Source organism: Motilimonas sp. E26, from assembly GCF_021278025.1.
Classification (GTDB): Bacteria; Pseudomonadota; Gammaproteobacteria; order Enterobacterales; family CBDFNC01; genus Motilimonas.
The window spans coordinates 1-12258 of sequence record NZ_JAIBHJ010000018.1 but is presented as its reverse complement, the minus strand read 5'-3'; the positions used below and the strand labels follow the sequence as shown (position 1 = coordinate 12258).

The window sequence follows — 12258 nt, the reverse complement described above, 5'->3', positions numbered from 1 at the left end:
AAAGCCCAGCCGCGTACGCGCACTGGGCTTAGAATAGTGACATCTTACCGCGCTGACATTACATGTCTACTGTGACATCATCCATCATGCCTGTGCCCAGATTATCATTGCCTTTTAGCTTGATCATTAGACGCAGATCGTTCGGAGAATCAGCATGAGCAAGGGCATCAGCGTAGCCAATTAAACCTTGCTGGAACAATTCAAACAAGGCTTGGTCAAAGGTGTTCATGCCCAGCTCGGTCGATTTGCTCATGATCTCTTTCAGTTCATGTAACTCACCCTTACGAATAATATCTGATACCAAAGGCGTATTGAGCAAAATTTCAAATGCACCACGACGAGTACCACCGTCTTGCGTTTTAATTAATTGCTGGGCCACCACACAGCGCAAGTTAACCGACAGGTCAAATAAGAACTGCCGCTGCATATCTTCTGGCACTAAGTGCAAAATACGATCTAGCGCTTGGTTAGCATTGTTAGCGTGAAGGGTCGCCATACATAAATGCCCCGTTTCTGCAAACGCAATGGCAAACTCCATAGTCTCACGTGTACGGATCTCACCCAAAAGGATCACATCAGGTGCTTGACGCAATGAGTTTTTCAGCGCCATTTCAAATGACTCGGTATCTAACCCCACTTCACGCTGTGTGATAATGGATTTGCCATGCTGATGCACAAATTCAATCGGGTCTTCAACTGTAATGATATGACCACTAGCATGCATGTTGCGATAGCCGATCATCGCGGCTTGTGAGGTCGACTTACCCGAGCCTGTCGCACCAACAAACAAGATCAGGCCGCGCTTTGCCATACATACTTCTTTAAGCACTTGCGGTAAGTGCAGCTCTTCAAAGGTGGGTATACGCATTTCAATGCGGCGAATAACCATACCTGGCATGTCTTTTTGAAAGAATGCGCTAATACGAAACCGGCCGACTTTTTCAACGTTAAAAGCAAAGTTAGATTCTTTTTTCTCTTTAAACTCCGCCAGCTGCTGTTCATTCATGGCCTGGCTAGCCAGCTCATAGACAGCCGCTTCTGAAAATGACTCTTTGCCCGCTGATTGCAGCTGACCATTTACTTTAATGGCTGGCGGCATGCCTACCGAAATATAGACATCCGAGCCTTTCAGCTTATGCATACCGGTTAATAATTGCTCCAGTGTCATCCGTAACTCCTAGACAGTAGTTGTAATTGTCGCTTTAGCATCACTTGCCCCTTAGAAAGTATTAGCATCACTTGCCTTGGTCGCAGCATCAGCTTGAGAAACTTGCCCCGTATTAACTAGCTGACGCAAGCACTGATCTAATGTTTGCATGCCATGAGTCATACCCGTTTGGATCACAGAGTACATCTGGGCAATCTTATCCTCGCGGATCAAGTTACGAATTGCAGGAATCCCCATCATTATTTCATGGGCTGCAACACGGCCACCGCCATTTTTCTTTAACAAGGTTTGTGAAATTACTGCACGCAACGATTCCGACAGCATCGAACGTACCATGTCTTTCTCCGCGCCGGGGAATACATCCACGATACGGTCAATGGTTTTCGCAGCTGAGGTGGTGTGCAAGGTACCAAACACTAAGTGACCCGTTTCTGCCGCTGTTAATGCTAAACGAATGGTTTCTAAGTCACGCATCTCACCCACCAGAATCACATCGGGGTCTTCACGAAGCGCACTACGCAGCGCGGCGTCAAAGCCATGGGTGTCTTTGTGCACTTCACGCTGGTTAATCAAACATTTTTTGTTTTGATGGACGAATTCGATCGGGTCTTCAATGGTTAAGATATGTTTGTAATCGTTGTCGTTAATGTAATCGATCATCGCCGCGAGGGTGGTTGATTTACCCGAGCCCGTTGGCCCAGTAACTAACACTAAACCACGGGGAGTCTTTGAAATTTTCTTGAAAATATCAGGGGCGTTTAAATCATCTAAGGTTAATACTTCACTTGGGATGGTACGAAATACCGCACCGGCACCGCGATTTTGGTTGAAGGCGTTAACACGAAAACGCGCTAACTCTGGCACTTCAAACGAGAAATCCGTTTCTAATTTTTCTTCAAAATCTTTACGCTGCTTGTCGTTCATGATGTCATAAATCAAGCTGTGTACTTGCTTATGGTCGAGAGCCGGTAAGTTAATCTTGCGCACTTCACCGTCAACACGGATCATGGGTGATACACCGGCAGAAAGGTGTAGATCCGACGCTTTATGCTTTACACTAAACGCCAATAACTCTGTAATATCCATAACCTAAGATTCCTGTAGTAAACTATTATGAGCACACTATCGAAGCAACTCACTACGGTTTTATCTCAAATTGAACAAGCGGCATCCGCTGCTAATCGAGAAAAACATGAAATAAAACTACTGGCGGTCAGTAAAACCAAGCCAATAGCACAAATTAAAACGGCCTACGCCGCAGGCCAACGCCTGTTTGGTGAGAACTATGTGCAAGAAGGCATAGAAAAAATTCAAGCTCTCAGCCAAGACGCAGATATCGTTGAGCCAATTGAGTGGCATTTTATCGGACCACTGCAATCAAATAAAACTAAACCCGTGGCTGAGCATTTTAATTGGGTACAAAGTATCGACCGTTTAAAAATAGCACAGCGCCTAAGCGATCAACGCCCCGCACACCTCTCGCCACTGAATATCTGCTTACAGGTCAATATTAGCGGAGAAGCCAGTAAGTCGGGAACCACTTTATCTCAAGTTATTGAACTCGCATCACAAGTAAGTGCATTACCACGTTTAAAACTGCGTGGCATCATGGCCATACCGCAAGCAACCGATGACGAAAACATCTTAAATAACAGCTTTCAACAATTACATCGGTTATATTTGCAACTACAGCAAACCTACCCCGAGATGGACACCCTATCCATGGGCATGAGTGGTGATATGATACCGGCCATCGCTAATGGCAGTAGCATGGTTAGAGTAGGAACCGCCATTTTTGGCGCGCGCGATTATTCCGCTTAAGATATCAGCGCATAACATTAACAACGGATTTATAAAGAGACTCACATGGAACAAAAAAAGATTACCTTTATCGGTGCCGGCAACATGGCAAGCAGTTTGATCGGCGGCCTACTTCAAGACGGTTATGATAAAACGTGTTTATTAGCCAGTGACCCTAGTGATGAAAACCGCAGCAAAATGCAGCAACAGTTTGCTATTGGCACCCAAACTAACAACGCAGAAGCGGTAGCCTGGGCAGATGTGGTTGTACTAGCAGTTAAGCCACAGATTATGGCTGCAGTGTGCCAAGACATCGTCGACCAAGGCGCCGACTTATCCGGTAAACTATTTGTTTCAATTGCAGCAGGCATCTCGGTGTCACGTTTACAAGGCATTTTAGGTAACGTACCAGTAGTGCGCACCATGCCCAACACGCCAGCCCTGTTACAGCTTGGCATGACCGGCTTATTTGCATCTGCTCAAGTCAGTGACAGCGATAAAACCTTTGCAGGCGATCTAATGGCAGCGGTAGGTAAAACCGTTTGGGTTGAAGACGAGGCACAAATTAACGGCATTATCGCCGCCTCTGGCAGTGCGCCGGCCTATTTCTTCTTATTCATGGAAGCAATGGAGCAAACTGCGATTGAAATGGGCTTTACCCCTGAGCAAGCACGTCTATTGGTGCAACAGTCAGCATTAGGCAGCGCGCAAATGGTGGTACAAAACCCTGACCTTGATTTAGCCACCTTACGCACCAATGTTACTTCTAAAGGTGGTACCACTGCCGAAGCTGTTCGCACTTTTAACGAACAAGGTTTAGCTGACACCGTTAAGCAAGCCATGACCGCAGCTGCCAAGCGCGGCGCGCAAATGGAACAACTCTTCTAGGAGGCAAAATGGGCACTAACCCGTTTGATTTTTTAATTAACACCCTGTTTGATTTATATATTTCAGTGGTTATTTTACGCTTGTGGCTACAAGTAGTTCGGGCCGATTTTTATAATCCATTCTGTCAGTTTGTGGTAAAGGCAACAAACCCATTGCTCAAACCACTGCGCCGCGTGATCCCCGGCTTTGGTGGCTTTGACTTTGCCAGTGTGGTGTTACTGCTGATTATCGTATTAGCTAAGTTATTGTTGCTGCAATACCTTAACTTTTTACCTTATGCCATGAACAGTGTCGGTGGTTTATTGCTAATAACGGCATTAGTTGCCCTAAAGAAAATCGGTTACTTGCTGTTTTGGGTACTGATTATTCGCGCCATATTAAGCTGGGTTAGCCAAGGCCGTAGCCCTATAGAATATGTAATGTATCAGTTAACAGAACCTCTCATGGCGCCGATTAGACGTATGCTCCCTTCAATGGGCGGACTGGATTTATCCATCTTAGTGATTTTTATCCTACTGCAGTTTATCAATTACGGTATGTTGAGCTTAATCGGCCCACTTTGGCTAATGCTCTAAATTAGTCGATGAATGCCATAACCCGACAAGGCGAAGACTTAGTGCTTCGCCTTTATATTCAACCTAAGGCTAGCCAAGATAAAATCATGGGGCTACACGGTGACGAGCTTAAAGTGAGCATTACCGCACCGCCTGTGGACGGCAAAGCCAATAGTCACCTAATTAAATTTTTCAGTAAAATATGTAAGGTTGCTAAGGGTCAGATCTTGATAGAGAAAGGTGAGTTAGGCCGACATAAACAAGTGCGGATCTGTGCGCCCAAAGTGATCCCATCAGCGCTTTTACCACTAATAGATCATACTTAAAACGACCATTCAGCACAGCCAAACCGGAGTTAGTAATGTCAATCCTCAAACTGCCTATATTAGGCTTGATAACCAGCCTAATGCTGTTCATTAGCCCAATGGGGCAAGCAGAGCAAAAACAAACCTTTGCCAACCTTGATATTCATTACATCGCTTTAAACTCAACGTTTTTAACGCCAAAAATTGCCCGAGCCTACAAGATTAAACGCAGTGCTTATAACGGCTTGATAAATATCAGCGTGCTTGATACCAACCAAGTTGGCAATCCCGGCGTCGAAGCGAAATTAACTGGTACCGCCAGAAACCTATTAGGCAACAGCATCACTTTAGCGTTTCGCGAAGTAAAAGAAGGCAATGCCATTTATTATTTAGCCGAAGTGCCGTTTCGCAATGAAGAAACCTTCACCTTTGACATTAAGGTGGAAAGCCAAGGAAAAAGTAATAAATTGAAGTTCATTCAAAAATTCTACGTTGAAGACAATTGAGACCAGCATGAAACAATTAGTATTAGCCACAGGTAATCTAGGAAAAGTAAAAGAGTTAAGTGAATTATTAACCGCTTTTGATCTAGAAGTATTACCACAAAGCCACTTTAAGGTGTCAGACGTACCAGAAACCGGCACCACTTTTGTTGAGAATGCCATTATTAAAGCGCGTCATGCTGCTTATATTACTGGCTTACCTGCGATTGCTGATGATTCAGGCTTAGAAGTCGACTTTCTAAAGGGGGCTCCGGGTATTTATTCCGCCCGCTATGCTGGCGAACGCGCTACCGACCAAGATAACATCAATAAATTGCTGAAAGAACTTGAAGGAGTGCCTGAGTCACAACGCACCGCTCGCTTTCATTGTGTATTAGTATTGATGAACCACGCTGATGATCCCACCCCCGTTATTTGTCATGGTAAATGGGAAGGATACATCACCACCGAAGCCGTCGGCGAAAATGGCTTTGGTTATGACCCCGTATTTTTTGTGCCAACAGAAGGCGTGGTCAGTGCGCAACTGGATAAATCGCGTAAAAACCAATTAAGCCATCGCGGCAAAGCGCTGCAGTTACTGAGCACTAAAATCAACAAGAAACTGGGCCAATAATGCTAACCCTGCCACCGCTGAGCTTATATATTCACATACCTTGGTGTGTACAAAAATGCCCGTATTGCGACTTTAACTCCCATGGCTTAAAAGGCGACATTCCTGAAGCTGAGTATATTGACGCCCTACTCGAAGACTTAAGCCTTGAAGCGCAATATATCCAAGGCCGAGCGCTGCACAGTATCTTTATTGGTGGCGGTACGCCGAGCCTATTAACCGCAGAAGCGATGGCCAGGCTGCTCAAAGGCGTTGCACAACAAATCCCGTTTAGCCAAAATATTGAAATCACCATGGAAGCGAATCCTGGCACGGTAGAAACCGAGCGTTTTGCTGGCTTTATCGCCGCCGGTGTAAACCGTATTTCCATTGGCGTGCAAAGCTTTCAACAACCTAAGCTCAATTTGTTAGGCCGCATTCACGGCGAAGATGAAGCCGTTAATGCCGCCAAGCTTGCCAGTGCTAGCCCACTCAATAGCTTTAATCTCGATTTGATGCACGGTTTGCCAAATCAAAACCTTGATGACGCACTGTTTGATTTAACCACCGCAATCGATTTAGCGCCGCCCCATTTATCTTGGTATCAACTAACAATCGAACCCAATACGCAATTTGCATCTAAACCGCCAACGCTACCTGATGACGATATCTTGTGGGATATTTATGAGCAGGGCCACCAGCGCTTAATTGCTGCAGGTTATCAGCAATATGAAATATCCGGTTACGCGAAACCTAGTAAGCAATGTCAGCACAACTTAAATTACTGGCGCTTCGGCGACTACTTAGGTATTGGCTGTGGCGCTCATGGTAAAGTGACGCTGCCAGAGCAAAATAAGATTATCCGCACCACTAAGGTGAAACATCCTAATGGCTATCTTGATCCTGAGCGCGCATATTTAGATCAGCTTAATGAAGTTAAGCCGGATGAATTGCCCTTTGAGTACATGATGAACCGCCTGCGCCTATTTGAGCCGTTTGATAAAAACGAATTTAGCCAACGCACCGGCCAATCACCAGATATGTTGCAAACAGCAATTGATGCCGCACTAAGCAAAGGTTTACTACTGGATCTGGATGAGCAGTGGCAAGTTAGCCCACTCGGCCATCGCTATTTGAATGAACTATTAGCGTTATTTATGGACGAGTAAGCTAAGTTAAAGACAACGACACTAAAAAGGGCCTTTTGGCCCTTTGTTCATTTAGCGCTACAACTAAAACACTTAAAAGCGGTATGAGCCGGTTACATAATAACTACGCTCTGCGGTGTTGTAGTTTTTCTTCACTTCATATTCTTTATCGAACAAGTTAGCTATACGACCTCGTAACACCAAGCCGTTACTGAAGTAATAGCTAGTTGCTAGGTCAGCTAAGAAGTACCCCTTTAGCTTATTTGTATTAGCAGCATTATCGTAACTATCACCTTGATATAAGGTAGTGACATCAAACTGGAGGTCTTGGTAGCGATAATTCAGATTCCATTTGGCTAAATGTCGAGCGCGGCGAGGCAAATACTTATTTGTTTTTTTATCCTTGGCATTAACATGATCATATGACAACTGATGATTTAGCGCCCCCGTGGCAAATTCGGCTTGAATTTCTAGACCTTTTATCTCTGCCTCACTTACATTTTCAGGCATGTAATAATTAGGGGCAGGCCAAATTATCAGGTCTTCAATCTCACTTTGATAGGCAGTGAAACGAAAATCAACACTATCAAGCACCACTTCTGCGCCTAAATCGTAGCTCAACGACTGCTCTGGTTTGAGCTTTGGGTTACCTTTACTGTAAGGCGATTCTGGGTAATACAGGTCATTAAAGGTTGGCGCTTTAAATGCGGTGCCAATTGAACCTAGCAGGCGTACTTGCTCGACAACTTGATAACCTGTCGCTAATTGCCACGTGGTTTTGCTACCATAGCTTTGGTTATCATCTAGGCGCGCGCTGGCTTCAATACTTAATGGCGCGAGTTGATAATCTAGATTGATATAAATCGCTTTGTTGTCGCGTGTCGACTTAGCATAAGCCGCGCTATCAGTGCCCACTTCGTCTTGATACCACTCAACACCAGAAGTAATAGTGACAGCTTCATTAGCCGCAGCACTGACTAAAAGATTGACTAAATCACGATTAGTTTTGAATACATCATGGGATGTTGCTGAATAGTCGTCACTTTTGTCTTGGTTTGTCGCCAACGTTAGCTCACCAAATAGCCACTCCCCTTGGTAATTAAGCTTACCAGCCACGTTGTAGTTTTCAGTTTCACTATAAGTATCTTCAGCCCATGCACTATCATAGTCAGATTGACCTTGCTGAAAATACCCTTGCAAGCTGGCACGCCACTGTTGGTTAAATTGCTTGCCCAGTTCAGCCACAAAACTAGTGTTATGAAAGCCATCTTTATCTTGATCGACCGGCGCTTTTTGCGCGGAGAAACCTTCTGCATTGTCATGCTTGACTGCAAATTTAACCCAAGCGTCGTCTTTAAGCGCCGCTGCTGCTGCGGTTTCAATACTAGAAAACTCACGAGAGCCCAGGCTAGTACTCAATTCACCGTACTCTTCGCCTTGATAACTGGTGATCACATTAATCACGCCGCCCATGGCATCAGAGCCATAAATCGCCGCACGCGGGCCACGCACAAATTCAATGCGCTCAATTCCGGTTAACGGTATTTGGCCAAAGTTTGCCGAGCCAGTGGTCGCGCTGCCGATACGCACGCCATTGATTAACAGTAGAATATGCTTACTGGAGGAGCCACGAACAAAAATGTCAGTTTGCTGGCCGAAGCCGCCTTCATTGACTTGAATACCAGGTAAACGACGCAGTACCTCAGCAAATGACTTGGCTTGAATCGCTTCGATTTCTTCCTTTTCAATCACAGCGACCGACGCTAATGAACTAGCTAATGGCTGCTCGGTTCGATTAGCGGTGACGATAATAGTGTCATCCTCAGCAATATTTTTTGCGGTTGCATAGGGCAAGCACAGCGGCGTCAATGCCACTGCGAGAAGTGTTTTTTTCATTTTTTGAAAACCTTATTCGCGTTAAAAACCTAAGCGTCCATCGCTTAGTTGCTGACCGGTATTCGGACTTAAGAGACTGCCCAAGTGGGCGCTAAAACACGACTTCCCAGAGTAAAGTTAAACTATCGGCTCCAGTGTCTGAGGTTGCCCTCGGTATTTTAGTATTCTCTATCACCGCTGCGCGTCAGTCAGGGATTTACACCCTGTTCCCGCCATGGCTTTTAATAATTAAGGCCTAGCATAATCAGCATTCGCGCGCATGCTAAGGAGCAAGAGCCCAAATGTCTAGTAATGCTTATCCTAAATTTATATTTATAATTAACATAGTAGCTATTCAAGTAACATTTTCTACTCAAGAAAACACAAACTTATTTTGTATTGAATAAGTGCATATACTGAACAAGTAAGCATGCAGGTCATTAACAACCGTAAGGAACAGCTGTGAAGGTATGTACGAAATAGTGAACGCTGGTACGAAGTATTAATGCCACTAATTTTATTATAACTGGGTCGCCTTACGACCTGCTTAGGACGGAAAATATGGAGAATCCATTTATTGAACCAATTTTCGAGCTGTTACTAAACACCCAACAGCCACTGAAGATTCACGATATAGGTCAAGCCCTCAAGCCGTTACAACAAGCTCAACTAGACGATGACCCCAACAGCCATCTATTTAAGCTTAACTTCTTAATTATGAATGCGCTTTACCAGCTGCAAGATGAGCTTATCAACGAATATTATCTACAGATAAGCAGCTTGCATATCGAGTTACTGGTAAAGCCGGAAAGGGACATTCAGCTAGTTAACACAAGCACCACTCATAACTTGAAAGCCTACTATTTAGATTGGCAAAACTACCTCACCAGTAATGAGGAAATAGCCCAATTACTCGCCCAGTTTTGGCAACAATTTCAACAACAGCCTACACAACCATCCAGCCTAAGTGAACAGCAAGCGCTAGAACTATTTCAACTGAATGAAGATGCAACTTTTGCTGAAATAAAACAACGCTGGCGAGAGCTTGCCCTCATTTATCATCCTGATCGTGGTTATCAGTCTCCAGAAAAATTCAAACAATATCATGCTGCTTGGCAGGCATTAAAAAACATCCATGTTTGCATTTCGTGATGAAGTTAGATTAATTCGCCAAAACAACAAGTACAACATCAAAAAACCTGATACTTACATAGATATTTTATTTATAAACCCATACTTTTAGTTTAGCTGTAAAACTTATATTGCTACTTTTAGTTCCACATTCAGCCATTCGATGAGGTGTCACGTGTTAAAAAAATTAAACTTTAGAGCCAAGTTAGCCATCCCGGTGGTGCTAGTAACAGTAGTATTCGTTGCTATTTTCTTATTCACGATTCACAAGTTCAATCAACAAGCTGAGTTCAATATTTTATATAGCCAAGAAATACAGCCTGTCCTAGCAGATTTAGGTGACGGTTATCGCGATCTTTACCAAGCCACTGCGGCCATCCAAGGTTTAGTGATAGCCAATGGCAATAAAGCACTGATCGAAAAACAAGTTTTTGAGTATAACGATAACGCCCCAAAAGCACGGAAACGAATTTTGGCAGCGCAGCGCTTAATCGATATCGGCCTATTCGCCCCATCAAATCAAACTCACTTAGATGAAATGGCACGTACCTTTGATGTTTGGTTAGCTATGACTAAGCCTTATATCGATAATCCAAATCAAGCTCCTCAATTATTCGCCGTTAATGGGGAAGAGTTAGAGCAAGCCTTTGATACTATGCGTGAAGCGCTAAAACGCATTGAAGATAACCTTGTTGATACTGTTCATGGATTCGAACAAGATAAACTTGCCAGTATTAGTAGTGCAAAAATGATGATGGAAGTAGGCGGTATCAGCGCCTTGGTCGCTGCCGCTGCGATCACTTGGCTACTCGGTAATATTTTGATCGCACCGATAAAACGCCTAACCGCAGCCATGAAAAATATCGCATCGGGTGAAGGTGACTTAACCGCACGAGTGCCCGTTGAGACCCAAGATGAGATTGGCGATCTAGCTGAGTCGTTCAATACTTTTACCCAAAGAATACAAGAGACTATCACTGAAGTGATTATCTCATCGAATGCGGTACGTGCTGAGATGACCAACATTCAATCTATCACTCAGGGGGTTGCTCATGGCGCCAGTAACCAACAACTAGAAAGTGATGCGGTAGCCACAGCAGTTCATGAGCTCAACGCCACCAGCGAAACCGTGAGTCAGAATGCTGAAGACGCGGCTCACTCAAGTCAAGATGCCAATGATGAAGCCACCAGCGCAAAACACATCATCAGCACGACCGTAGTGTCAATTCAAGCGCTATCGAATGAATTGGCTCAAGCATCACAAGTGATTAATACCTTAGAACATGATGTAGGTGATATAGCATCAATTTTAGACGTTATTAGAGGCATTGCAGACCAGACTAACCTACTCGCTTTAAATGCCGCGATCGAGGCAGCCAGAGCTGGAGAACAAGGTCGAGGCTTTGCTGTTGTGGCCGATGAGGTACGCTCCCTCGCCAGTAAAACACAAGCCAGTACTGGCGAAATTCACAATATGATTGAAAAATTGCAAAACGGCGCCAAGCAAGCCGTCAGTGTCATGACTTCAAGCCAAGAAAGTGGAGAGCAAACAGCAACGCAGGCTGGCGAAGCTGGTGCGTCACTGGATGCGATTGTCAACGCTATCGCGATGATCAACGATCTCAATATTCAAATATCCACCGCAGCGAAAGAACAAAACCATGTCAGCGAAGAAGTGAGCAGTAATGTGCAACGTATCGCCGACAATAGTCACCAGGTGGTTGAAATGGTCGCTAGTGCAGAAAACGCTTGCGAGTCATTGGCGCAACAGTGTGAAAACTTGGATAGACTGGTCGCACAGTTTAAGGTTTAACAAAACCTGCCACTTAAATAAAAAGCGCTACGGCGCTTTTTTTATTGCCCGAATAACCGTCCATGTAAGCACAATAATAATCATATAAGCACTCAGATAGAAGGCCAAAGTAAACAGAGCAAATGGGTTAAGCAGATAGTCTAAATAATATTCGAGCCATGAACATGACCAAACAGCATCAAGCAATCCTGCGCAATGCGCACCACCGTATCCGCCATAAGCGTAATAGACGGAACTGCCAACATGGAACAAAAACGTAAGGATTAACGGCAGTAGCAACCAATATCGTAATTTAAACAACACGCCCTCACCGAGAGATAAAGATAGCCAAATGATAAATGTATAGACAGAGTGGTGTTCGGACAAATTCAACGTAAAAAAAAGGCCTCGCTTTTAGCGAGGCCTTTAATATGGTGCCCAGACGCGGAATTGAACCACGGACACGGGGATTTTCAATCCCCTGCTCTACCGACTGAGCTATCTG

At 44.5% G+C, this 12258-nt stretch carries 12 protein-coding genes and 1 riboswitch; of the genes, 9 read left to right on the top strand and 3 right to left on the bottom strand.

Going from position 1 to position 12258, the window contains the following annotated elements:
• Positions 1-58: 58 nt before the first annotated feature.
• Positions 59-1168, bottom strand: coding sequence for a PilT/PilU family type 4a pilus ATPase (locus K1M91_RS14675; RefSeq protein WP_232802797.1), 1110 nt, complete (start codon positions 1166-1168; stop codon positions 59-61).
• A gap of 51 nt (positions 1169-1219) precedes the next feature.
• Complete coding sequence (locus K1M91_RS14670) at positions 1220-2254, bottom strand: type IV pilus twitching motility protein PilT (RefSeq protein WP_232802796.1); 1035 nt, start codon at positions 2252-2254, stop codon at positions 1220-1222.
• A 27-nt stretch (positions 2255-2281) separates the two neighbouring features.
• Here K1M91_RS14670 and K1M91_RS14665 point away from each other — a divergent pair, with 27 nt between their 5' ends.
• The 7 genes from K1M91_RS14665 to hemW all read left to right on the top strand — a co-directional run bounded on the left by K1M91_RS14665 (position 2282) and on the right by hemW (position 6976).
• Positions 2282-2989: a YggS family pyridoxal phosphate-dependent enzyme gene (locus K1M91_RS14665; protein WP_232802795.1), complete on the top strand. Its 708-nt coding sequence runs from the start codon at positions 2282-2284 to the stop codon at positions 2987-2989.
• A 45-nt stretch (positions 2990-3034) separates the two neighbouring features.
• On the top strand, positions 3035-3856 hold the full coding sequence (proC, locus tag K1M91_RS14660; RefSeq protein WP_232802794.1) for a pyrroline-5-carboxylate reductase: 822 nt from the start codon (positions 3035-3037) through the stop codon (positions 3854-3856).
• Positions 3857-3864: 8 nt separating this feature from the next.
• Positions 3865-4431 carry a YggT family protein gene (locus tag K1M91_RS14655; protein WP_232802793.1) on the top strand — a complete coding sequence of 189 codons (567 nt, stop codon included), beginning with the start codon at positions 3865-3867 and terminating at the stop codon, positions 4429-4431.
• Positions 4432-4439: 8 nt separating this feature from the next.
• Positions 4440-4736 carry a DUF167 family protein YggU gene (yggU, locus tag K1M91_RS14650; RefSeq protein ID WP_232802792.1) on the top strand — a complete coding sequence of 99 codons (297 nt, stop codon included), beginning with the start codon at positions 4440-4442 and terminating at the stop codon, positions 4734-4736.
• Between the two features lie 80 nt (positions 4737-4816).
• Complete coding sequence (locus tag K1M91_RS14645; protein WP_232802862.1) at positions 4817-5221, top strand: DUF4426 domain-containing protein; 405 nt, start codon at positions 4817-4819, stop codon at positions 5219-5221.
• Positions 5222-5228: 7 nt separating this feature from the next.
• Positions 5229-5831 (top strand): XTP/dITP diphosphatase, encoded by a 603-nt coding sequence (locus K1M91_RS14640; protein WP_232802791.1) that lies wholly within the window; start codon positions 5229-5231, stop codon positions 5829-5831.
• Entirely contained in the window at positions 5831-6976 is a 1146-nt protein-coding gene (gene hemW / locus K1M91_RS14635) for a radical SAM family heme chaperone HemW (protein ID WP_232802790.1), read from the top strand. Before K1M91_RS14640 ends, hemW begins: the two co-directional genes overlap by 1 nt.
• A gap of 72 nt (positions 6977-7048) precedes the next feature.
• Here hemW and K1M91_RS14630 read toward each other — a convergent pair whose 3' ends face one another.
• Positions 7049-8851: a TonB-dependent receptor gene (locus tag K1M91_RS14630; protein ID WP_232802789.1), complete on the bottom strand. Its 1803-nt coding sequence runs from the start codon at positions 8849-8851 to the stop codon at positions 7049-7051.
• A gap of 35 nt (positions 8852-8886) precedes the next feature.
• Positions 8887-9115: riboswitch (cobalamin riboswitch) on the bottom strand.
• A 276-nt stretch (positions 9116-9391) separates the two neighbouring features.
• Between K1M91_RS14630 and K1M91_RS14625 the strand changes: the two genes are divergently transcribed.
• Together K1M91_RS14625 and K1M91_RS14620 are read left to right on the top strand one after the other, a co-directional pair.
• Positions 9392-9982, top strand: a complete 591-nt coding sequence (locus K1M91_RS14625) for a DNA-J related domain-containing protein (protein WP_232802788.1) — start codon at positions 9392-9394, stop codon at positions 9980-9982.
• A 154-nt stretch (positions 9983-10136) separates the two neighbouring features.
• The gene (locus K1M91_RS14620; protein WP_232802787.1) at positions 10137-11774 is read left to right on the top strand and encodes a methyl-accepting chemotaxis protein; all 1638 of its coding nucleotides are present in this window, start codon (positions 10137-10139) and stop codon (positions 11772-11774) included.
• Positions 11775-12258 lie beyond the last annotated feature (484 nt).

Bases quoted from the DNA above. Each gene is read 5' to 3' on its own strand.
- hemW (WP_232802790.1), top strand. From the start codon at position 5,831: ATGCTAACCCTGCCACCGCTGAGCTTATATATTCACATACCTTGGTGT.
- K1M91_RS14640 (WP_232802791.1), top strand. From the start codon at position 5,229: ATGAAACAATTAGTATTAGCCACAGGTAATCTAGGAAAAGTAAAAGAG.
- K1M91_RS14670 (WP_232802796.1), bottom strand. From the start codon at position 2,254: ATGGATATTACAGAGTTATTGGCGTTTAGTGTAAAGCATAAAGCGTCG.
- K1M91_RS14665 (WP_232802795.1), top strand. From the start codon at position 2,282: ATGAGCACACTATCGAAGCAACTCACTACGGTTTTATCTCAAATTGAA.
- proC (WP_232802794.1), top strand. From the start codon at position 3,035: ATGGAACAAAAAAAGATTACCTTTATCGGTGCCGGCAACATGGCAAGC.
- K1M91_RS14675 (WP_232802797.1), bottom strand. From the start codon at position 1,168: ATGACACTGGAGCAATTATTAACCGGTATGCATAAGCTGAAAGGCTCG.
- K1M91_RS14655 (WP_232802793.1), top strand. From the start codon at position 3,865: ATGGGCACTAACCCGTTTGATTTTTTAATTAACACCCTGTTTGATTTA.
- K1M91_RS14625 (WP_232802788.1), top strand. From the start codon at position 9,392: ATGGAGAATCCATTTATTGAACCAATTTTCGAGCTGTTACTAAACACC.
- K1M91_RS14645 (WP_232802862.1), top strand. From the start codon at position 4,817: ATGCTGTTCATTAGCCCAATGGGGCAAGCAGAGCAAAAACAAACCTTT.
- yggU (WP_232802792.1), top strand. From the start codon at position 4,440: ATGAATGCCATAACCCGACAAGGCGAAGACTTAGTGCTTCGCCTTTAT.
- K1M91_RS14630 (WP_232802789.1), bottom strand. From the start codon at position 8,851: ATGAAAAAAACACTTCTCGCAGTGGCATTGACGCCGCTGTGCTTGCCC.